22 protein-coding genes and 1 pseudogene are annotated in these 21,271 nt (G+C 60.4%); 13 read left to right on the forward strand and 10 right to left on the reverse strand.

All coding sequences use genetic code 11. The annotated features are described in order from the left end of the window. Nucleotides 1-4 precede the first annotated feature (4 nt). Complete coding sequence (locus J1G33_RS05040) at nt 5-358, reverse strand: YkgJ family cysteine cluster protein (RefSeq protein WP_223017777.1); 354 nt, start codon at nt 356-358, stop codon at nt 5-7. 115 nt (nt 359-473) lie between these two features. On the opposite strand from J1G33_RS05040, the gene J1G33_RS05045 reads away from it, so the two are divergent. Next, on the forward strand, nt 474-1,766 hold the full coding sequence (locus J1G33_RS05045; RefSeq protein ID WP_032878732.1) for an FAD-binding oxidoreductase: 1,293 nt from the start codon (nt 474-476) through the stop codon (nt 1,764-1,766). Here J1G33_RS05045 and J1G33_RS05050 read toward each other — a convergent pair whose 3' ends face one another. After that, on the reverse strand, nt 1,767-1,991 hold the full coding sequence (locus J1G33_RS05050) for a DUF1127 domain-containing protein (RefSeq protein WP_078822630.1): 225 nt from the start codon (nt 1,989-1,991) through the stop codon (nt 1,767-1,769). Nucleotides 1,992-2,157: 166 nt separating this feature from the next. On the opposite strand from J1G33_RS05050, the gene J1G33_RS05055 reads away from it, so the two are divergent. Together J1G33_RS05055 and J1G33_RS05060 are read left to right on the forward strand one after the other, a co-directional pair. Further along, nucleotides 2,158-3,582, forward strand: a complete 1,425-nt coding sequence (locus tag J1G33_RS05055; protein WP_103734160.1) for a PLP-dependent aminotransferase family protein — start codon at nt 2,158-2,160, stop codon at nt 3,580-3,582. A 62-nt stretch (nt 3,583-3,644) separates the two neighbouring features. Next, complete coding sequence (locus J1G33_RS05060; protein WP_081883358.1) at nt 3,645-5,213, forward strand: phospholipase D family protein; 1,569 nt, start codon at nt 3,645-3,647, stop codon at nt 5,211-5,213. Between the two features lie 11 nt (nt 5,214-5,224). Here the strand turns inward: J1G33_RS05060 and J1G33_RS05065 are convergent, their stop codons facing one another. Both J1G33_RS05065 and J1G33_RS05070 read right to left on the reverse strand, forming a co-directional pair. After that, the gene (locus J1G33_RS05065; protein WP_103734159.1) at nt 5,225-6,367 is read right to left on the reverse strand and encodes an MFS transporter; all 1,143 of its coding nucleotides are present in this window, start codon (nt 6,365-6,367) and stop codon (nt 5,225-5,227) included. A 150-nt stretch (nt 6,368-6,517) separates the two neighbouring features. Further along, nucleotides 6,518-8,011 (reverse strand): aldehyde dehydrogenase, encoded by a 1,494-nt coding sequence (locus J1G33_RS05070; RefSeq protein WP_032878725.1) that lies wholly within the window; start codon nt 8,009-8,011, stop codon nt 6,518-6,520. 230 nt (nt 8,012-8,241) lie between these two features. Here J1G33_RS05070 and J1G33_RS05075 point away from each other — a divergent pair, with 230 nt between their 5' ends. Then, entirely contained in the window at nt 8,242-8,604 is a 363-nt protein-coding gene (locus tag J1G33_RS05075) for a cupin domain-containing protein (RefSeq protein WP_148853797.1), read from the forward strand. A 71-nt stretch (nt 8,605-8,675) separates the two neighbouring features. Here the strand turns inward: J1G33_RS05075 and rpmG are convergent, their stop codons facing one another. Next, nucleotides 8,676-8,831 carry a 50S ribosomal protein L33 gene (gene rpmG / locus J1G33_RS05080; RefSeq protein WP_003176906.1) on the reverse strand — a complete coding sequence of 52 codons (156 nt, stop codon included), beginning with the start codon at nt 8,829-8,831 and terminating at the stop codon, nt 8,676-8,678. Nucleotides 8,832-8,842: 11 nt separating this feature from the next. After that, nucleotides 8,843-9,076 (reverse strand): 50S ribosomal protein L28, encoded by a 234-nt coding sequence (gene rpmB / locus J1G33_RS05085; RefSeq protein ID WP_003176907.1) that lies wholly within the window; start codon nt 9,074-9,076, stop codon nt 8,843-8,845. A 458-nt stretch (nt 9,077-9,534) separates the two neighbouring features. Here rpmB and J1G33_RS05090 point away from each other — a divergent pair, with 458 nt between their 5' ends. Next, entirely contained in the window at nt 9,535-11,127 is a 1,593-nt protein-coding gene (locus J1G33_RS05090; RefSeq protein ID WP_032878722.1) for an ABC transporter substrate-binding protein, read from the forward strand. Between the two features lie 57 nt (nt 11,128-11,184). Here the strand turns inward: J1G33_RS05090 and radC are convergent, their stop codons facing one another. Continuing rightward, the gene (gene radC, locus J1G33_RS05095; protein WP_032878719.1) at nt 11,185-11,859 is read right to left on the reverse strand and encodes a DNA repair protein RadC; all 675 of its coding nucleotides are present in this window, start codon (nt 11,857-11,859) and stop codon (nt 11,185-11,187) included. 143 nt (nt 11,860-12,002) lie between these two features. On the opposite strand from radC, the gene coaBC reads away from it, so the two are divergent. From coaBC to argB, 4 genes and pseudogenes are all read left to right on the forward strand, one after another. Further along, entirely contained in the window at nt 12,003-13,211 is a 1,209-nt protein-coding gene (coaBC, locus tag J1G33_RS05100) for a bifunctional phosphopantothenoylcysteine decarboxylase/phosphopantothenate--cysteine ligase CoaBC (protein ID WP_015886530.1), read from the forward strand. 5 nt (nt 13,212-13,216) lie between these two features. Continuing rightward, complete coding sequence (gene dut, locus J1G33_RS05105) at nt 13,217-13,672, forward strand: dUTP diphosphatase (RefSeq protein WP_005792483.1); 456 nt, start codon at nt 13,217-13,219, stop codon at nt 13,670-13,672. 248 nt (nt 13,673-13,920) lie between these two features. Next, nucleotides 13,921-15,333, forward strand: a pseudogene (locus tag J1G33_RS05110) (phosphomannomutase/phosphoglucomutase); the annotation flags it as partial. 20 nt (nt 15,334-15,353) lie between these two features. Beyond that, nucleotides 15,354-16,259, forward strand: a complete 906-nt coding sequence (gene argB, locus J1G33_RS05115) for an acetylglutamate kinase (RefSeq protein ID WP_003213275.1) — start codon at nt 15,354-15,356, stop codon at nt 16,257-16,259. A gap of 166 nt (nt 16,260-16,425) precedes the next feature. Here the strand turns inward: argB and pyrE are convergent, their stop codons facing one another. Continuing rightward, on the reverse strand, nt 16,426-17,070 hold the full coding sequence (pyrE, locus tag J1G33_RS05120; RefSeq protein WP_003195489.1) for an orotate phosphoribosyltransferase: 645 nt from the start codon (nt 17,068-17,070) through the stop codon (nt 16,426-16,428). Nucleotides 17,071-17,152: 82 nt separating this feature from the next. Here pyrE and J1G33_RS05125 point away from each other — a divergent pair, with 82 nt between their 5' ends. Next, complete coding sequence (locus J1G33_RS05125) at nt 17,153-17,932, forward strand: exodeoxyribonuclease III (protein ID WP_003195493.1); 780 nt, start codon at nt 17,153-17,155, stop codon at nt 17,930-17,932. A gap of 60 nt (nt 17,933-17,992) precedes the next feature. Here J1G33_RS05125 and J1G33_RS05130 read toward each other — a convergent pair whose 3' ends face one another. Together J1G33_RS05130 and rph are read right to left on the reverse strand one after the other, a co-directional pair. Next, nucleotides 17,993-18,361 carry a DUF4870 domain-containing protein gene (locus J1G33_RS05130; protein WP_005792486.1) on the reverse strand — a complete coding sequence of 123 codons (369 nt, stop codon included), beginning with the start codon at nt 18,359-18,361 and terminating at the stop codon, nt 17,993-17,995. 22 nt (nt 18,362-18,383) lie between these two features. Next, nucleotides 18,384-19,106 (reverse strand): ribonuclease PH, encoded by a 723-nt coding sequence (rph, locus tag J1G33_RS05135; RefSeq protein ID WP_005792487.1) that lies wholly within the window; start codon nt 19,104-19,106, stop codon nt 18,384-18,386. 214 nt (nt 19,107-19,320) lie between these two features. Here rph and J1G33_RS05140 point away from each other — a divergent pair, with 214 nt between their 5' ends. The 3 genes from J1G33_RS05140 to rpoZ all read left to right on the forward strand — a co-directional run bounded on the left by J1G33_RS05140 (nt 19,321) and on the right by rpoZ (nt 21,246). Then, the gene (locus J1G33_RS05140; RefSeq protein ID WP_005792488.1) at nt 19,321-20,184 is read left to right on the forward strand and encodes a YicC/YloC family endoribonuclease; all 864 of its coding nucleotides are present in this window, start codon (nt 19,321-19,323) and stop codon (nt 20,182-20,184) included. Between the two features lie 10 nt (nt 20,185-20,194). Next, nucleotides 20,195-20,815, forward strand: coding sequence for a guanylate kinase (gene gmk, locus J1G33_RS05145; RefSeq protein WP_003213284.1), 621 nt, complete (start codon nt 20,195-20,197; stop codon nt 20,813-20,815). Nucleotides 20,816-20,982: 167 nt separating this feature from the next. Then, on the forward strand, nt 20,983-21,246 hold the full coding sequence (gene rpoZ / locus J1G33_RS05150) for a DNA-directed RNA polymerase subunit omega (protein ID WP_003176920.1): 264 nt from the start codon (nt 20,983-20,985) through the stop codon (nt 21,244-21,246). Nucleotides 21,247-21,271 lie beyond the last annotated feature (25 nt).

Below are 21,271 nucleotides of genomic sequence, written 5' to 3' on the forward strand. Positions count from 1 at the left end.
TCAGTCAGACCAGCACTTGCCGGGTACTCGCCATGTACTCATGGATCTGCTTCTCGACCCGCGGATGAATCAGCTCAACCGGTCGGCGCCCATTGGGGCATGGCAAGATCTTGGTGGTGCCGAACAGGCGACAGATCAGTGGCCGCTCGTCATACACCGTGCACCCATGGGGCCCCAGGTGCACGCAGTTCAGCTCATCCATGGCGGCCTCCTGCTCGGCGGCCGTCTTGCGTGGCAGGCGCGACATTTCCTCAGGCGAAGTGGTCACCGGCCCACAGCAGTCATGGCAACCCGGAACACATTCAAATGAAGGAATCTGTCTGCGCAGCGCGCTGACTTTCTGACTGTTGCAACTCATCGATACACATACCCAACGGCGAATAGGCGTGGATTCTGACGCAAAACGCAGCGCGCAGACAGCTTCATCGGACCGCTGTATCCTGCGTCAAATTTTCCAAACAGGGAGGCTCCCCATGACCGCCAGCGCCCGGCATACCGCGTCCTACTACGCCGCCAGCAGCGTGCCGCACCCCGAGTACCCGGCGTTGACAGGCGAGCTGCGCGCCGATGTATGCGTGATTGGCGCGGGGTATTCCGGGCTCAACACGGCTTTGGAGCTGGCCGAGCGCGGCTTCAGCGTGGTGGTGCTGGAAGCGCGCAGGGTTGGCTGGGGCGCCAGCGGGCGTAATGGCGGCCAGTTGATTCGCGGCGTCGGCCACGGGCTGGATCAGTTCGCGTCCGTGATCGGCAGTGACGGCGTGCGCCAGATGAAGCTGATGGGGCTGGAAGCCGTGGAGATCGTGCGTGACCGCGTAGAACGCTTCCAGATTCCCTGCGACCTGACCTGGGGCTACTGCGACCTGGCCAACAAACCCCGTGATTTGCAGGGCCTGGCGCAAGATGCCGAAGAACTGCGCAGCCTGGGCTACCGCCACGAGGTACGCCTGCTGCAAGCCAGCCAGATGAGCAGCGTGATCGGCTCCGAGCGCTATGTGGGCGGCATGATCGACATGGGCTCTGGTCACCTGCACCCACTGAACCTAGCGCTGGGCGAAGCAGCCGCCGCGCAGCAGTTGGGCGTGAAGTTGTTCGAGCAGTCTGAAGTGACGCGCATCGACTACGGCCCCGACGTCAAGGTGCACACCGCCCAGGGCCACGTACGTGCCAAAACCCTGGTGCTGTGCTGCAACGCCTACCTGAATGGGCTCAACCCGCAATTGAGTGGCAAGGTACTACCGGCTGGCAGCTACATCATCGCCACCGAGCCCTTGAGTGAAGCGCAAGCGACCCGCCTGCTGCCGCAGAACATGGCCGTGTGTGACCAGCGCGTGACGGTGGATTACTTCCGCCTGTCCGCCGACCGCCGCCTGTTGTTCGGCGGCGCCTGCCACTATTCCGGACGCGACCCCAAGGATATCGGCGCCTATATGCGACCGAAAATGTTGCAGGTATTCCCGCAACTGGCCGACGTGAAGATCGACTACCAGTGGGGCGGCATGATCGGCATCGGCGCCAACCGCCTGCCGCAGATCGGCCGGTTGGCGGATCAACCCAATGTGTATTACGCCCAGGCTTACGCGGGTCACGGCCTGAATGCCACGCACCTTGCGGGCAGGTTGCTCGGCGAAGCCATCAGCGGCCAGCAACAGGGGCGTTTCGACCTGTTCGCTCAGGTGCCGCACATCACCTTCCCCGGTGGCAAACACTTGCGTTCACCGCTGCTGGCGCTGGGGATGCTCTGGCACCGCCTCAAAGAACTGGTGTGATCAACTGCGCCAGAACGGCTTCAGGCCTTCCTGGCGCGCCTGTTCAGCGGTCAAACCCACGTCCAGCAGCTGCTCGCGGGTCAGCGTAAGCAACGCCTTGCGCGTGTGACGACGGTGCCAGAACAGGCTCCAGCGGCTGCCGACAGGCGCAGTCGTTGCCCGCTGCTGCCCTGCTTCCAGTTCTTGGCTGTGTAGCGCCAGCCGCACATCGCTCATGCCGTTCATTTTGCTGCCCCTCGTTGGCTTGTTGCCTTGAGTGACTAGGATGGGGGCACGAGCAAAACCATTACAGATCCAGCCTGTTTTTATTAAATCCATACAGATACTGCCTATGGATGGCTGAATCCTGTATTTTCACTCTATCTGTACTGGTCTATCAGGAGCGGCCGCCATGACCCTTTACGTCAACCTCGCTGAATTGCTCGGCACTCGCATCGAACAAGGCTTCTATCGCCCCGGCGATCGCTTGCCCTCGGTGCGAGCCTTGAGCGTGGAGCACGGGGTCAGCCTGAGTACCGTGCAGCAGGCCTATCGGTTGCTGGAAGACAACGGCCTGGCAATGCCCAAGCCCAAGTCCGGTTACTTTGTACCCGCCGGTCGCGAGCTGCCGGCCCTGCCCGAGGTAGGCCGCCCGGCACAACGGCCGGTAGAGATCTCCCAGTGGGACCAGGTGCTTGAGCTGATTCGCGCGGTACCCCGCAAAGACGTCATACAGATGGGCCGTGGTATGCCAGATGTATTGTCACCCACCCTGAAACCTTTGCTGCGCAGCCTGGCGCGGGTGAGTCGTCGCCAGGATCTGCCGGGCCTGTATTACGACAACATCCTTGGCTGTATGGAATTGCGCGAGCAAATCGCTCGACTGTCGCTGGACTCCGGCTGCCAACTGACCGCTGAAGACATTGTGATCACCACCGGCTGCCATGAGGCGCTGTCGGCCAGCATCCGGGCGATCTGCGAGCCCGGCGATATTGTTGCGGTGGACTCGCCCAGCTTCCACGGCGCCATGCAGACCCTCAAGGGCCTGGGCATGAAAGCCCTGGAAATCCCCACCGACCCGATCACCGGCATTAGCCTGGAAGCGCTGGAACTGGCGCTGGAACAGTGGCCGATCAAAGTCATCCAGCTCACGCCCAACTGCAACAATCCGTTGGGCTACATCATGCCGGAGGCGCGCAAACGCGCACTGCTGACACTCGCGCAGCGCTATGACGTGGCAATCATCGAAGACGATGTGTATGGCGAACTGGCCTACAGCTACCCACGCCCGCGCACCATTAAATCCTTCGATGACGATGGCCGCGTGCTGCTCTGCAGCTCATTCTCGAAAACCCTGGCACCCGGGTTACGCATTGGCTGGGTGGCGCCGGGGCGCTACCTGGACCGGGTGTTGCACATGAAATACATCAGCACCGGCTCTACCGCCACCCAGCCGCAGATTGCGATTGCCGAATTTCTCAAAAACGGCCATTTCGAACCGCATTTGCGCCGGATGCGCACGCAATACCAGCGCAATCGCGACTTGATGCTCGACTGGGTGAGCCGCTACTTCCCGGCAGGCACGCGCGCCAGTCGGCCCCAAGGCAGCTTCCTGCTGTGGATCGAACTGCCGGAGGGCTTCGACACCTTGAAGCTCAATCGCGTGTTGGTGGAACAAGGCGTGCAAGTGGCCGTAGGCAGCATCTTTTCTGCCTCCGGCAAATACCGTAACTGTCTGCGTATGAACTATGCCGCCAAGCCAACCCCGCAGATTGAAGAAGCGGTGCGCAAGGTCGGCGCCGCCGCGCTCAAGATGCTGGCAGAGACGCTGCACTGACCTTTCGCCGGAAAAGGCCGTCATATATCGATAACCGCCCTGACCTGGAAGCAGCTCCCTTGATAATTCGACGGCTATTACCGTTTTTGCTGTTGGGCACCTTGGCCCTGGGCGGCTGCGCCACGGTCGACACACCGCGTATTCCCAGCGATGCCCTGCCGGCGAACGGCTCCTCGTTCGGTCGCTCGATCCAGGCCCAGGCGGCGCCGCACCAAGGGCGCTCGGGTTTTCGCTTGCTGCCCAACAGCAGTGAAGCCTTCATGGCTCGCGCCGAGCTGATCCGCAACGCCCAATCCAGCCTCGATTTGCAGTACTACATCGTTCACGACGGCATCAGCACGCGTATGCTTGTGGACGAACTGCTCAAGGCCGCCGACCGCGGTGTGCGTGTGCGCATCCTGCTGGACGACACCACCAGCGACGGCCTCGACCAAATCATCGCCACCCTCGCCGCCCACCCCAAAATCGAAATTCGCCTGTTCAACCCCCTGCATTTGGGCCGCAGCACCGGCGTTACACGCGCCATGGGCCGTGTATTCAACCTGTCGCTGCAACATCGGCGCATGCACAACAAACTGTGGCTGGCGGATAACAGCGTGGCCATTGTGGGCGGGCGCAATCTGGGGGACGAATATTTCGACGCCGAGCCCAACCTGAACTTCACCGATATCGACATGCTCAGCGTCGGACCGGTGGCAGAGCAACTGGGTCACAGTTTCGATCAGTACTGGAACAGCGCACTGAGCAAACCTATTGATGAGTTTGTCTCGAAGATGCCCTCCAAAATCGATCTGGCCGTCGCCCGCGGGCGCCTGGAAGCTTCATTGGCGCAATCGCGTCAGCAGAACCACGCCCTGTATAACCGCCTGCGTACCTACCAGACCCGACCACGTATGGACATCTGGCGCCGTGAGCTGATCTGGGCCTGGAATCAGGCGCTGTGGGACGCACCGAGCAAGGTGCTGGCCAAGGCTGATCCGGACCCGCAGTTGCTGCTCACCACCCAACTGGCCCCGGAGCTGGAAGGGGTCAGCCGTGAACTGATCATGATTTCGGCGTACTTCGTTCCGGGGTCGCCCGGGTTGGTGTACCTGACAGGTAGGGCCGACGCAGGGGTGTCAGTGAGCCTGCTGACCAATTCCCTTGAAGCCACTGACGTACCGGCCGTGCACGGCGGTTACGCGCCCTATCGCAAGGCACTGCTGGAGCATGGGGTCAAACTTTATGAGCTGCGCCGACAACCAGGCGACCCCAGTGCCAGCAGTGGCCCGCACCTGTTTCGTCGAGGCAGCCTCTACGGCTCCGATTCGAGCCTGCACAGCAAGGCAATGATCTTCGATCGCGAGAAGTCATTTATCGGCTCGTTCAATTTCGACCCGCGCTCGGTGCTGTGGAACACCGAAGTCGGCGTGCTGGTGGACAGCCCTGAACTGGCGGAGCATGTGCGCAACCTGGCGCTGGAAGGTATGGCGCCGACGCTGAGCTACGAGGCGAAATTGCAGGATGGCAATGTGGTGTGGGTCACCGAGGACAACGGGCAATTGCACACCCTGACCCGCGAGCCCGGCAGTTGGTGGCGCCGTTTCAATGCTTGGTTCGCCACGTCAGTTGGCCTGGAACGTATGCTTTAAGCCAAAGAAGTTCAGGCAGGCTGCGCTGCTCCAAACGCCCCTTGGCGCAGCAACAGCACCACCAGCCCCAACGCCCCCGCCGCCATCAGCAATGGCAGTGCATGACCGCTGACCCATTGGCTGCCCGCACCCGCCACCAGCGGCCCGATCAGGCAGCCAATGCCCCACAGCTGCGCCACGTGGGCGTTGGCACGCACCAACGCATCATCACGGTAGCGCTCGCCAATCAAAATCAGCGACAGGGTAAACAACCCACCCGCGCTGGCGCCGAACAGCACCCACACCGGCCAGACCAGCAGTGTGTGCATCAACAACGGCACCGCCAGGCTCGACGCCAGCAACAGCAGCGCACACCCCAGGAACAACGTGCGGCGCGGCAAGTAATCGGCCAGGGCGCCAATGGGCAATTGCAGCAGCGCATCACCCACGACCACTGTGCTGACCATCGCCAAGGCAATCTCGGCAGTGAAGCCCTGTTGCAGGCAGTACACCGGCAACAGCGTCAGAATCATCGCTTCGAATGCGGCGAATAACGCCACCGCCCAGGCAATCGCCGGCAAGCTCAGGCAAAAGCGCCACAGCTCGCTGAACGTGACGCTGAACGCATCAGCCGTCGGCGCCCCGGATCGCCCCAGCAACAGCAGCGGCGCCACTACCAAAAGGCCGACGCCCACCCAGAACCCGTAATCATGATCGGTGCCCATCAGGCCCAGCAGCAAGGGTCCCGACAGCTGGCTCAAGGCATAAGTGCAGCCATACAGCGCCACCAGGCGGCCGCGCCACTGCTCGATCACCAGTTGGTTGATCCAGCTTTCACCCAGGATAAATACGATGGTCAGGATCACCCCGATCATCAACCGCAGCACCAGCCACACCGGGTAGCTGGGCAGGATCGCCAGCAAACCGATAGACAGCGCCCCGGCCCACAGGCACAGGCGCATCAGGTTGGCAGTGCCGAGCCAGGACGCCATTCGGCTGGAGACCTTGGCACCCAGCAATACGCCGAATGCCGGCATCGCCGCCATCACGCCAATGGCGAAGCTGCCGTAGCCCCAGCCTTCAAGACGCAGGGATACCAACGGCATGCTCACGCCCAAGGCCAGGCCAACGCTGAGTACCGAGGCCAGGACGGCGAAATAAGTCGCCCAACGCATTGCCACGCTCCTGTGGATAATTTACGGGGTCGCACAAAACAGTGTGGGAGGGGGCTTGCTCCCGATAACGGTGGGCCAGTCACCACATGCAGTGGCTGACACCCAGCTATCGGGGGCAAGCCCCCTCCCACGTTTGGCCTGCAGTGCTGCTTAGAGTTTGATCCAGGTCGCCTTCAGCTCGGTGTACTTGTCGAACGCATGCAGCGACTTGTCGCGGCCATTACCCGACTGCTTGAAACCACCAAACGGTGCGGTCATGTCGCCGCCGTCGTACTGGTTAACCCAGACGCTGCCGGCACGCAGGGCCTTGGCCGTCAGGTGCGCCTTGGAGATATCCGCCGTCCATACCGCTGCGGCCAGGCCGTATTGGGTGTCGTTGGCAATGGCGATGGCTTCTTCGGCGCTGTCGAAAGTGAGCACCGACAGGACCGGGCCAAAGATCTCTTCCTGAGCGATCTTCATGGCATTGGTCACGCCATCGAAAATAGTTGGCTCGACGTAGGTGCCACCGGTTTCTTCCAGTGTGCGCTTACCGCCAGCGACCAGCTTGGCACCGTCGGCATGACCGGACTCAATGTAGGACAGCACGTTGTTCATCTGCTGCGTATCCACCAGCGCACCCACGTTGGTGGCTGGGTCCAGTGGGTTGCCCGGCTTCCAGCCTTTGAGCGCCTCGATCACCAGCGGCAGGAAGGTGTCCTTGATGGAACGCTCCACGAGCAGGCGCGAACCGGCAGTGCAGACTTCACCCTGGTTGAAGGCGATGGCACTGGCCGCAGATTCGGCGGCGGCTTGCAGATCCGGCGCATCGGCAAACACGATATTAGGGCTCTTGCCGCCCGCCTCCAGCCACACACGCTTCATGTTCGATTCGCCGGAGCGGATCAGCAGTTGCTTGGCGATCTTGGTGGAGCCAGTGAACACCAACGTATCCACGTCCATATGCACCGCCAGGGCGTTACCCACCGTGTGGCCATAGCCTGGCAATACGTTGAACACGCCTTTTGGAATGCCGGCTTCGACGGCCAGGGCGGCGATACGGATGGCGGTCAGCGGGGATTTTTCGGACGGTTTTAGGATCACCGAGTTACCGGTGGACAACGCCGGGCCGAGTTTCCAGCAGGCCATCATCAACGGGAAGTTCCACGGCACGATGGCGCCGACCACGCCGACTGGCTCGCGGGTCACCAGGCCCAGTTGATCATGAGGGGTGGCCGCGACTTCGTCGTAGATCTTGTCGATTGCCTCACCGCTCCAGCTCAGGGCATTTGCCGCACCGGGAACGTCGATGTTCAGGGAGTCGCTGATCGGCTTGCCCATGTCCAGGGTTTCAAGCAGTGCCAACTCTTCGGCATTGGCCTTGAGCAGCGCGGCGAAACGGATCATGGTGGCTTTGCGCTTGGCCGGCGCCAGGCGCGACCAGACGCCGGAATTGAAGGTGGCGCGGGCGTTTTCCACGGCGCGCTGGGCGTCAGCCGCGTCACAGCTGGCGACAGTGGCCAGCAGACGACCGTCGACCGGGCTGATGCATTCGAAGGTGTCACCGGAAACGGCGGCGGTGTATTCGCCATTGATGTAGGCGCGGCCTTCGATCTTCAGATCCTTGGCGCGTTGTTCCCAGTCGGCACGGGTCAGGGTGGTCATGCGAGTGTCCTCCTCTTATTGAATAGAGGGCCAGGCGGGTGTCCCCCCGGCAGCCTCAAAGAATTCTTGCCCGCCAGCCAGCTGTTCGGCGCAAGGCAGCTGCCACCCTAAACCAGCGGCTGGGGATGTTTCAATATATTTGACATAACGGCGGTAAACGCCCTTGCGATGTTCATTTTAATAAACATAGACTTTGGGCTCTCCAACCGCAGGCCAGACGGGACACGCACATGAGCATCCAGGATATCGTCGACTTCAGCCAAGCCAACACGGCCCCCGAACGCTACCGCCCTGCCGCAGAAAAAATCCTCAAGGGCGATCCCGAGCAAACGATCTACAACCACTACAACAGCCCGTGTGGCCAGATGAATGCAGGGGTATGGGAAGGTGAAGTCGGGCAGTGGAAGGTCAACTACACCGAACATGAATACTGCGAAATTGTGCAGGGGGTTTCCGTGCTGCGTGACGCCGAGGGCAACGCCAAGACCTTGCGCGCCGGCGACCGCTTCGTGATCCCCGCTGGCTTCAAGGGCACCTGGGAAGTGCTGGAAGCGTGCCGCAAGATCTACGTGGTGTTCGAGCAGAAAGCCTGATCAGCAAATCCCAGGCAAAAAAAAGCCCGCATCGTGAGATACGGGCTTTTTTTCACAAGGAAGAAAATCAATTACTTGATTTTGCCTTCTTTGTAGATCACGTGCTTGCGAACGCGCGGGTCGAACATTTTCTTTTCGAGCTTGTCCGGGGTAGTACGCTTGTTCTTGTCGGTAGTGTAGAAGTGACCAGTACCGGCGCTAGAGATCATTCGAATCAATTCACGCATGATAGAGCTCCTTAGATCTTGCCAGCGGCGCGGATTTCGGCCAGCACGACAGTGATGCCACGCTTGTCGATAATACGCATGCCTTTGGCAGATACACGCAGGCGAACAAAACGTTTCTCTTCTTCAACCCAGAAGCGGTGATGCTGCAGGTTCGGCAGGAAACGACGACGGGTTTTGTTATTTGCGTGGGAAATGTTATTCCCAGTCACCGGACCCTTACCGGTAACTTGACAGACTCTCGACATGCCTCAGCCCTCTAAAACCACATGCCCAACCCGGCATGGGTTGGCCGCTTAATCTCTCAGTCATTTGGCGCCAGGCGCCGCGTTTCTTTAGGGTCTTACCGGCTACACCTACAAGCGAAGGAACCGGGCCCCTAGAAAAGAGCGCTGCTTTATACCAGAAAGACCCCAGTGCAACAACAGCCCGTGTGTTTTTACCAGCGTAAATCTTGGTGCCGGACGCCCGAACCGCTGCCAGGAGGGGCCGCTGTAACAGCCGACCGCTCGTCGCACAGAATGATTTACAGCGCCCGCAGGCACAGGGAAGTGCACGGCGAAACGCGCTGAGGCGCCATCAAAACAGCATTTTGGCCAAAAGCACAGGCAAAAATGGGCTAGTCATTTATCAATCAGACCTCTACGGTAGTCTTTTTCCAGACTGCACTCGCAGATGGGCCTTCGATCTGCACAGGAAACCGAATATGCGCCTCGCTGCCCTACCACTACTGCTTGCCCCCTTCTTTATCGCACCGATGGCCGTTGCAGCCACCAACTTGAGCGTCTGCACCGAGGCCAGCCCCGAAGGGTTCGATGTGGTGCAGTACAACTCGCTGACCACCACCAACGCCTCGGCGGATGTGCTGATGAACCGCCTGGTGGACTTTGATGCGGCCAGCGGCAAGCTGGTACCGAGCCTGGCAGACAGCTGGGAAGTTTCCCCCGATGGCCTGACCTACACCTTCAAGCTGCACCCGGGCGTGAAATTTCACCGTACCGATTATTTCAGCCCAAGCCGCACGCTGACCGCCGAAGACGTGCGCTTCAGCTTCGAGCGCATGCTCGATCCGGCCAACCCGTGGCACAAGATCGCCCAGAGCGGCTTCCCCCACGCCCAGTCCCTGCAATTGCCGGCACTGGTCAAGAAGATCGATGCCCTCGATCCGCTGACGGTGCGTTTCACCCTCGACCACGCCGACTCCACCTTTCTCCCGGCGTTGAGCATGGGCTTTGCCTCGATCTACCCGGCTGAATATGCCGACAAACTACTCAAGGCCGGCACGCCTGAGAAACTCAACAGTCAGCCCATCGGCACCGGCCCGTTCGTATTCATGCGCTTCCAGAAAGATGCCGTGGTGCGCTACAAGGCCAACCCGGACTATTTCGCGGGCAAACCGGCTGTGGATAACTTGATCTTTGCCATCACCCCGGACGCCAACGTACGGTTGCAGAAACTGCATCGCAACGAATGTCAGATTGCCCTGTCGCCCAAGCCCCTGGATGTAGGCGAAGCCGAAAAAGACCCGGCGCTGAAGGTGGAAAAAACCGCTGCCTTCATGACCGCTTTCGTCGCCATCAACAGCCAGCACCCACCGCTGGACAAACCCGAAGTACGCCAGGCGATCAACCTGGCCTTTGACAAGAGTAGCTACCTCAAGGCCGTCTTCGAGGGCACCGCCGAAGCAGCCAACGGTGTGTACCCGCCCAATACCTGGAGCTATGCCAAGGATTTGCCAGGCTACCCACAGGATCTGGCCAAGGCCAAGGCGCTGCTGGAACGTGCCGGGCTCAAGGACGGTTTCAAGACCACAATATGGACGCGCCCTACCGGCAGCCTGCTGAACCCCAACCCGAACCTCGGCGCCCAACTGCTACAGGCCGACCTGGCCAAGGTTGGCATCCAGGCTGAAATTCGTGTGATTGAATGGGGCGAATTGATTCGCCGTGCCAAGGCCGGCGAGCACGACTTGCTGTTCATGGGCTGGGCCGGCGACAACGGCGACCCGGACAACTTCCTGACCCCGCAGTTTTCCTGCGCAGCGCTGAAATCCGGCACCAACTTCGCCCGCTACTGCGACCCCGCTCTGGATAAGTTGATCAGTGCCGGCAAGACCACCAGCGAGCAAGGCGTACGCACCAAGCTGTACCAGCAGGCCCAGGCGCAGATCCAGCAGCAGGCGCTGTGGCTGCCGCTGGCGCACCCGACGGCGTTTGCATTGACGCGCAAGAATGTCGAGGGTTACCAGGTAAGCCCGTTCGGCCGCCAGGATTATTCGAAAATCAGCCTCAAGCCCTAGGGCGCAACCCCTTCCCTGTAGGAACGAGCTTGTTCGCTCCTACAGGAACAGAGGTGGCTATACCCATCCGTATTCAGCCATCGACAGCGGATCACCATCTCCCACAATGATGTGATCCAGCACCCGCACATCCACCACTTCCAACGCCTTTTGCAGCATTTTGGTCAATCTGCGATCAGATGCACTGGGCTCCGCATTCCCGGAGGGATGGTTGTGGCACAAAATCACCGCTGCCGCGTTATGCGCCAAGGCACGCTTGACCACCTGCCGCGGGTAAACAATCGCAGTGTCGATGGTGCCCTGAAACAACGCCTCGAACCCCAGTACACGATGCTTTGAGTCCAGGAACAGACAGCCGAATATCTCATGAGGCTCATGGCGCAACAGCGCCTTGAGGTATTGACGCACAGCCAGCGGGCTCTCCACTACCGAGTCGGCGCGCAAGCGTTCGGCCAGATGGCGCCGGGACATTTCCAGCACCGCCTGCAATTGGGCGAACTTCGCCGGCCCCAGCCCCATATGCTGGCTGAACAGCGCCTGGCTGGCCTCCAACAGCGGGCGCAGGCCGCCAAACTGCACCAGCAGATCACGCGCCAGATCCACCGCACTTCGACCGGAAACGCCAGTACGCAGGAAGATCGCCAACAATTCGGCATCGGACAGGCTCGCCGCGCCACCTTCCAACAGCTTCTCCCGTGGACGCTCCGCCACGGGCCAATCACGAATACTCATCCCACCTCCGTCTGTATCTGCTGCGCTGTTGCGCGGCAGACGCTGTGTTATCGTAGGCCCTCTTTTTTGCATGCGATTTCACCTGGGGAGGGGTCATCGCAGGCGTCACTGAACTGGCATCACTGAACTGGAAAGGCAAACCAATGCAGCGTCTGTATCGGAAACGCATCGTTCTCGGCGTCGGCGGCGGCATTGCCGCCTACAAGAGCGCAGAGTTGGTTCGCAGGCTCCTGGACCAGGGCGCGGAAGTGCGCGTGGTCATGACCCGTGGTGGCAGTGAGTTCATCACCCCGTTGACCATGCAGGCCCTGTCCGGCCACCCGGTTCACCTCGACCTGCTGGACCCGGCGGCCGAAGCCGCCATGGGCCATATCGAACTGGCCAAATGGGCCGACCTGGTGCTGATCGCCCCGGCCACCGCCGATCTGATCGCCCGCCTGGCCCAGGGCATCGCCGATGACCTGCTGACCACCCTGGTATTGGCCACCGACGCCACTGTCGCGATCGCCCCGGCCATGAACCAGGCCATGTGGCGCGACCCGGCCACCCAAGCCAATACCCAACTCCTGCAAAGCCGCGGCCTCAAGGTGTTTGGCCCCGCCTCCGGCAGCCAGGCCTGTGGCGACGTCGGCATGGGCCGGATGCTCGAAGCCACCGACCTTGCGCTATGCGCCGCCGAGTGCTTCCAGCACCTGGCCCTGACCGGCAAGCACGTGCTGATCACCGCAGGCCCGACCCAGGAAAACATCGACCCGGTGCGCTACATCACCAACCATAGCTCAGGAAAAATGGGCTTTGCGTTGGCAGAAGCTGCGGTCGAGGCAGGCGCACGGGTGACCCTGATCACAGGTCCCGTGCATTTGCCGACCCCTGACCGCGTCACTCGAATCGACGTAGTCAGCGCCCGGGACATGCTGGCGGCCTGTGAAGCCGCCATTCCCTGTGACCTGTTCATCGCCTCGGCAGCGGTGGCGGATTACCGCCCTGAAGTCGTAGCCCCGCAAAAGCTCAAGAAAGACCCTACAAGCGGTGACGGCCTGCTCCTGCAAATGGTGCGCAACCCGGACATCCTGGCCACCATCGCCACCCGTCCGGACCGTCCGTTCAGTGTCGGTTTCGCTGCCGAGACCGAGCACCTTCTGGACTACGCCGCGCGCAAACTGAAAGACAAAAACCTTGACTTGATCGTTGCCAATGATGTCGCCAACCCGAGCATCGGCTTCAACAGCGAGGAAAATGCCTGCAGCGTGATCGACCGCGAGCTGCACGCCACCCTTTTCGCCCAGACCAGCAAGGGCAAGATTGCCCGCCAACTGATCTCTTTTATCGCCCAACGGCTGAACCAGGTTTAATTTTCATGCACGCTTTGCAAGCCAAGATCCTCGACCCCCGCATCGGCAACGAATTCCCCCTGCCGGCCTACGCCACACCAGGCTCCGCCGGCCTGGACCTGCGCGCCATGCTCAAGGAAGACACCATCCTTGAGCCGGGCCAGACCATCCTGATCCCGACCGGCCTGTCGATCTATGTCGGCGACCCGGGCCTGGCGGCGCTGATCCTGCCGCGCTCCGGCCTGGGCCACAAACACGGCATCGTGCTCGGTAACCTGGTCGGCCTGATCGACTCCGACTACCAGGGCGAGCTGATGGTGTCGTGCTGGAACCGTGGCCAGACTGCTTTCAACATCGCCGTCGGCGAGCGCATCGCCCAACTGGTCCTGGTGCCGGTGGTGCAGGCGCATTTTGAATTGGTGCAGGAATTCGACGAAACCCAGCGCGGCGCAGGCGGTTTTGGGCATTCCGGCAGTCACTGACTAAGCTGAACGTGGCCGGATGCAATCGTCCGGCCACGCGCCACCGCCCGGCTTTTCAGGATGAAGAATGCGCGGAAATAATCATCGAGATTTCTCCAATGAAATCAAAGGACTACGTAAAAATAATGCTAGCGCCAATGCGCCGATGGCATTTTTACACCACGAACTCTCTGCCGAAAACGCCGTCATACCCTTCAGTTTGAGCCTGCCGGCCAGCCACATCAGGCCCGCCTTGCCCCCTTTCAGATGGAGTTTCCCCCGCGATGAGTACCGCAGCCCGCGTAGCCCCGACCTTTCCCGACAGCATTTTTCGCGCCTATGACATTCGTGGCGTAGTACCCAAGACCCTGACCGCCGAAACCGCCTACTGGATCGGCCGCGCCATCGGTTCGCAGAGCCTTGCCCAGGGCGAACCCAACGTCTCGGTGGGTCGTGACGGCCGTTTGTCCGGCCCCGAGCTGGTCGAGCAACTGATCCAGGGGCTGGCCGACAGCGGTTGCCACGTCAGCGACGTCGGCCTGGTGCCGACACCCGCGTTGTACTACGCGGCCAACGTACTGGCCGGTAAATCCGGGGTGATGCTCACCGGCAGCCATAACCCTTCGGACTACAACGGCTTCAAGATCGTCATCGCTGGCGATACGCTGGCCAATGAACAGATCCAGGCCCTGCACACCCGCCTGAAAACCAACGACCTGACCAGCGGCACCGGCACCATCACCAAGGTCGACATCCTGCAGCGCTACTCCGATGAAATCACCCGCGACGTCAAACTCGCGCGCCGCCTCAAAGTCGTGGTGGATTGCGGAAACGGCGCGGCTGGCGTGATAGCCCCGCAATTGCTCGAAGCGCTGAACTGCGAAGTAATCCCGCTGTTCTGCGACGTCGACGGCAACTTCCCCAACCACCACCCGGACCCGGGCAAGCCGGAAAACCTGGTGGACCTGATCGCCAAGGTCAAGGAAGTGGGCGCCGACGTCGGCCTGGCCTTCGATGGCGACGGTGACCGCGTAGGCGTGGTGACCGAAACCGGCGAGATCGTATTCCCCGACCGCCTGCTGATGCTGTTTGCCCGTGACGTCGTGGCGCGCAACCCCAACGCCGAGATCATCTTCGACGTGAAATGCACCCGCCGCCTGACGCCACTGATCAAGGAATACGGCGGTCGCCCGCTAATGTGGAAGACCGGTCATTCGTTGATCAAAAAGAAAATGAAGGAAACCGGCGCACTGTTGGCCGGCGAAATGAGCGGCCACGTGTTCTTCAAGGAGCGCTGGTTCGGGTTTGACGACGGCATTTACAGCGCCGCTCGTCTGCTGGAGATCCTCAGCAAGGAAAAATCCACCGCCGAAGAACTGTTTCAGACCTTCCCGAATGATATTTCTACGCCAGAGATCAATATCCATGTGACCGAGGAGAGCAAATTCAGCATCATTGACGCATTGCACGATGCGCAATGGGGTGAAGGCGCCAACCTGACCTCCATTGATGGTGTGCGAGTCGATTACGCCAAAGGCTGGGGCCTGGTTCGCGCGTCCAACACCACACCGGTGCTGGTCCTGCGTTTCGAGGCGGATACCGAGGCCGAGTTGCAGCGCATCAAGGACGTGTTCCACGCCCAGTTGAAACGTGTTGCCCCTGATCTCCAATTACCGTTCTGATTTTTTGCCCGGAGCCCTGAATGACCCTCGAACGCGAAGCCGCTGCCAACACCGCCAAGGTCCTGTCCGAAGCGTTGCCTTATATTCGACGCTACGTCGGCAAGACGCTGGTGATCAAGTACGGCGGCAATGCCATGGAAAGCGACGAGCTGAAAACCGGCTTTGCCCGCGACATCGTGCTGATGAAAGCCGTGGGGATCAACCCGGTGGTCGTCCACGGTGGCGGCCCGCAAATCGGCGACCTGCTCAAGCGTCTGTCGATCGAGAGTCACTTCATCGATGGTATGCGTGTCACTGACGCGCAGACCATGGACGTGGTGGAGATGGTCCTCGGCGGCCAGGTCAACAAAGACATCGTCAACCTGATCAACCGCCACGGCGGCAGCGCCATCGGCCTGACCGGCAAGGATGCAGAGCTGATCCGCGCCAAGAAACTTACCGTGACCCGCAAGACGCCGGAGATGACCCAGCCGGAAATCATCGACATCGGCCAGGTGGGCGAAGTGATCGGCATCAACACCGATTTGCTCAACCTGCTGGTCAAGGGCGACTTCATCCCGGTGATTGCGCCGATCGGCGTGGGTGCCAATGGCGAGTCCTATAACATCAACGCCGATCTGGTAGCCGGTAAGGTGGCGGAAGCACTGAAGGCTGAAAAGCTGATGCTACTGACCAATATCGCCGGCTTGATGGACAAGGAAGGCAAGGTACTCACCGGCCTGACCACCCAGCAGGTAGACGACCTGATCGCCGACGGCACCATCTACGGCGGCATGTTGCCGAAGATCCGTTGCGCGCTGGAAGCAGTGCAAGGTGGTGTAGGCAGCTCGCTGATCCTGGATGGCCGCGTGCCGAATGCAATCCTGCTGGAAATCTTCACTGATACCGGTGTGGGCACGCTGATCAGTAACCGCAAGCGTCCTTAACCGCTGCAAATAAAAAGGCCCCGCTCAATTGAATTGAGCGGGGCCTTTTGTTTGTACACCGTTCAAATGTGGGAGCTGGCTTGCCTGCGATGACGGCAGTACATTCAAAAATGCACCGACTGACACACCGCTATCGCGGGCAAGCCCGCTCCCACAGGGGTCAGTGTCAGACGCCGAACTGCTCGCGGTATGCACGCACAGCCGGCAAATGCTGCTTGAGCTGCGGATCATCCTCCAGGAACTGCAACACCTGGTTCAACGACACGATACTTACCACGGGAATGCCGAAATCACGCTCCACCTCCTGGATCGCCGACAACTCACCGTTGCCACGCTCCTGGCGGTTCAAGGCGATCAGCACGCCGGCGGCCTTGGCGCCGTCCTGGGAAGCGATGATTTGCATCACCTCACGAATGGCGGTGCCGGCGGTGATCACGTCATCGATGATCAGCACATCGCCGGTCAACGGAGCCCCTACCAGGCTGCCGCCTTCACCGTGGGCCTTGGCTTCCTTACGGTTGAAGCACCACGGCAGATCCTGCCCATGATGTTCCGCCAGGGCCACCGCTGTAGCCGCAGCCAAGGGAATACCCTTGTAGGCCGGACCAAAAAGCACATCAAAGGAAATACCGCTTTCAACGATGGCTGCCGCGTAGAAACGACCCAGCTGAGCCAGGGCCGAACCCGAGTTGAACAAGCCTGCATTGAAGAAGTACGGGCTGGTGCGCCCGGACTTGAGAGTGAACTCACCGAAGCGTAAAACGCCGCGATCGATGGCAAAACGAATGAAATCGCGTTGATACGCCTGCATGAAAAAAGCCTCAGATACCACGGATTTAGCTAATTAGGTGGACGGCGTGTATCATACACGCACGCGATTTTTGGGGCCATTTATGCGGATCATCAGTGTGAACGTTAATGGTATTCAGGCTGCAGTCGAGCGTGGTTTGCTCAGTTGGCTGCAAGCCCAGAATGCCGACGTCATCTGCCTGCAGGACACCCGCGCCTCCGCCTTTGAACTGGACGACCCAGCCTTCCAACTGGATGGCTACTTCCTTTATGCCTGCGATGCCGAAGTGCCCACCCAAGGTGGCGTGGCTTTGTACTCGCGGTTGCAACCCAAGGCGGTCATCAGCGGCCTCGGCTTCGAGACAGCCGACCGCTACGGGCGCTACCTGCAAGCCGATTTCGACAAGGTCAGCATCGCGACCTTGCTGCTTCCTTCGGGGCAGAACGGCGATGAAGACTTGAACCAGAAGTTCAAGCTAATGGACGACTTCGCCCGTTACCTGGATAAACAGCGACGCAAACGTCGCGAGTACATTTATTGTGGCTCGCTGTACGTGGCGCAACAGAAGCTGGATATCAAGAACTGGCGCGACAGCCAGCAATCACCGGGCTTCCTGGCGCCGGAACGGGCCTGGATGGACGAGATTGTCGGCAACATGGGCTATGTTGATGCCCTGCGCGAAGTCAGCCGCGAAGGCGATCAGTACAGCTGGTGGCCGGATAACGAACAGGCCGAGATGCTCAACCTGGGCTGGCGTTTCGACTATCAGCTGCTGACCCCGGGCCTGCGCCGGTTCGTACGCAGCGCTCGCCTGCCACGCCAGCCGCGCTTCTCGCAGCACGCGCCGCTGATCGTGGACTACGACTGGACCTTGACCATCTGAGGTCTTTTTCCAGGCACAAAAAAAACCGACAGCAATGTCGGTTTTTTTGTGGCCGCTCGGTTACTTGACCAGACGCCAAGTCCACGGATAGCGATAGGCAATGCCCTTGTTGGCCTTGATCCCGGCAATGATCGTCAGTATCAACGCCCCTATCACCAGTACGGTCATCAGCAAAAAGCCGACCACCACGAAGCCCAGCACCAGACACACCAACCAGGCGATGGCCACGGTGATCTGAAAATTCAGGGCTTCCTTGCCCTGATCATCGATAAGCGGGTCCACATCCTTCTTGAACTGCCACAGGATCAGCGGCCCCAACACGCTGCCGAAGGGGAACACCAACCCTGCAAACGCCGCGAAATGACACAGCATTGCCAACTGGCGTACTTCCTTGGACGGTGCCGGAACCGGCAATTGGCTGTCATTCATGGCGCTTCTCCTTGGGGCGGGCTTAGTCAGCGAGTGCAGCGGTTTGCAGTGCAAAGATTTCGGTCATGCCCTTCTGGGCCAGGGCCAGCATCGCGTTCAGCTCAGCCGGCTGGAATGGCGCGCCTTCGGCGGTGCCCTGCACTTCGATGAAACCACCGGTGCTGGTCATGACCACGTTCAGATCGGTCTCGGCGGCCGAGTCTTCCAGGTAATCCAGGTCCAGCACAGGCTCGCCCTGGTACATGCCGACCGACACAGCTGCGATCATCTGCTTGAGCGGGTCACCCGCCTTGAGGCCGCCGCGCTTCTTGATCACTTTCAATGCGTCGACCAGGGCTACCATGGCGCCAGTGATGGATGCAGTACGGGTACCGCCATCAGCCTGGATCACGTCGCAGTCGACGTAAAGGGTCACGTCGCCCAATTTGGACATGTCCAGCGCGGCACGCAGGGAACGGCCGATCAGGCGCTGGATTTCCAGGGTACGCCCGCCTTGCTTGCCACGGCTGGCTTCACGCTGGTTACGCTCACCGGTGGCGCGCGGCAACATGCCGTACTCTGCGGTCAACCAGCCCTGGCCTTGGCCCTTGAGGAAGCGCGGCACGCCGTTTTCGACGCTGACGGTGCAAATCACCTTGGTATCGCCAAACTCGACCAGTACGGATCCCTCGGCGTGTTTGGTGTAGTTGCGGGTGATGCGGATCGAGCGGAGCTGATCGGCAGCGCGACCACTTGGACGTTTCATAGGGGATACCTGTACTGAGGACGAAAAACTGCCGAGCATTATAGAGCCGCGAGCCGATTCGGGGCACTTCTAAAAATTCGGTTACGAATGCGCATGTTTGGGCGCCTCCTGCGCACTGCGCTACAATCCTGCGCCTCTCGACTGTAGGAGCGAGCTTGCTCGCTCCTACAGGTCGGCCTAGCCAATCTCTATCTATCCAACACGAGGTACCTCCATGGTGCACAGCATGACCGCCTTCGCCCGTGTCGAAAAAGCCGGGGTTCAAGGCACCCTCAGCTGGGAATTGCGCTCGGTCAACAGCCGTTACCTGGAGCCACACCTGCGCCTGCCCGAGTCGTTCCGCGACCTCGAAGGCGCCGTTCGTGAAGCGCTGCGCCAGGGCATTTCCCGTGGCAAGCTGGAATGCACCCTGCGTTTTACCGAAGAAACCACCGGCAAACCGCTGCAGCTGGACCGCGACCGCGCCGCACAACTGGTTGCCGCCGCCGAAACCATCGCCGGCCTGATCAAGCAACCGGCCGCGCTGAACCCTCTGGAAGTCCTGGCCTGGCCCGGCGTACTGGTGGGCGACGCAACCGACCCGCAGGCCCTGAACGCCGAAGCCCTCGCGCTGTTCAACCAGGGCCTGAAGGAGCTCAAGGCCGGCCGTGAGCGCGAAGGCGCTGAACTGGCGCGCCTGATCAACGAGCGTCTGACATCGATCGAAGCCGATGTGGTCACCCTGCGCGAACTGGTGCCGCAGATGCTTGCTACCCAACGCCAGAAGATCCTCGACCGCTTCACCGACATGAAAGCCGACCTTGACCCGACGCGTCTGGAACAGGAAATGGTCCTGCTTGCCCAGAAAAGCGACGTGGCCGAAGAACTCGACCGCCTGAGCACCCACATTCTTGAAGTACGCCGCGTGCTCAAGTCCGGTGGCGCCGCCGGTCGGCGCCTGGACTTCCTGATGCAGGAACTCAACCGCGAAGCCAATACACTGGGCTCCAAGGCGTTCGATCCGCGCAGCACCACGGCGGCGGTCAACCTCAAAGTGTTGATCGAGCAAATGCGCGAACAAGTACAGAATATTGAGTAAGGCAACCTCCATGACCCACAGCACCGGCACCCTTTACATCATTTCCGCCCCTTCGGGCGCGGGCAAAAGCAGCCTGGTCAAAGCCTTGACCGACGCTGACGAGCAGATCCGCATTTCGGTGTCGCACACCACTCGCGCCATGCGCCCGGGCGAAGTGAACGGCGTGCACTATCACTTCGTCGAGCGTACCGAATTCGTCAAGATGATCGAACACGGCGACTTCCTGGAGCGCGCCGAAGTCTTCGGCAACCTCTACGGCACCTCCCAAAGTCATCTGCAGCAGACCCTGGACGAAGGCCACGACCTGATTCTGGAAATCGATTGGCAGGGCGCCGAGCAAGTGCGCCAATTGATGCCCAAGGCACGCTCGATCTTTATCCTGCCGCCGTCGCTTGAAGCGTTGCACCAGCGCCTGACCAACCGTGGCCAGGACAGCGACGAGATCATCGAAGGGCGTATGCGTGAAGCCGTCAGCGAAATGAGCCACTATGTCGACTACGACTACCTGATCATCAATGACGATTTTGCCCACGCCTTGGATGATTTGAAGGCGATTTTCCGTGCCAATCAGCTCCAGCAAAAGCGTCAACAGCAGCGTTTCGGCAAATTACTCGCCGAACTGCTCGGCTGATTGGCTCTTCCCAAAACCGCTGCAAGGGCCTTACATTGGCACTTGTAGCGGTTTTGCGAGAGCCTGCGAAAAATCAGCGCTTCCCTAAACGCTGGTGATTTTTTAAACTGCTCAGTCCGCTCGCCCAACCGGGCAGCGCGCATCTTGCATTCGCTCCGAGGAATACCATGGCCCGCGTAACCGTTGAAGACTGCCTAGAACACGTGGATAACCGCTTTGAGCTGGTCATGCTCTCTACCAAGCGTGCCCGTCAACTGGCCACTGGCGGCAAAGAGCCCCTGGTCCAGTGGGAAAACGACAAGCCTACCGTTGTAGCCCTGCGTGAAATCGCTGAAGGCCTGATGAGCTACGAGTTCATTGCCAACGCCGAAATCGTTGAAGACGAACCGCTGTTTGCAGCGTTCGAGGACGAGTCCAACGAGGCCGTCTAAGCCTATGCCAGGTCGACGTAGCACG

The organism is Pseudomonas sp. P867 (assembly GCF_019891455.1).
GTDB classification, from domain to species: Bacteria; Pseudomonadota; Gammaproteobacteria; order Pseudomonadales; family Pseudomonadaceae; genus Aquipseudomonas; species Aquipseudomonas synxantha_A.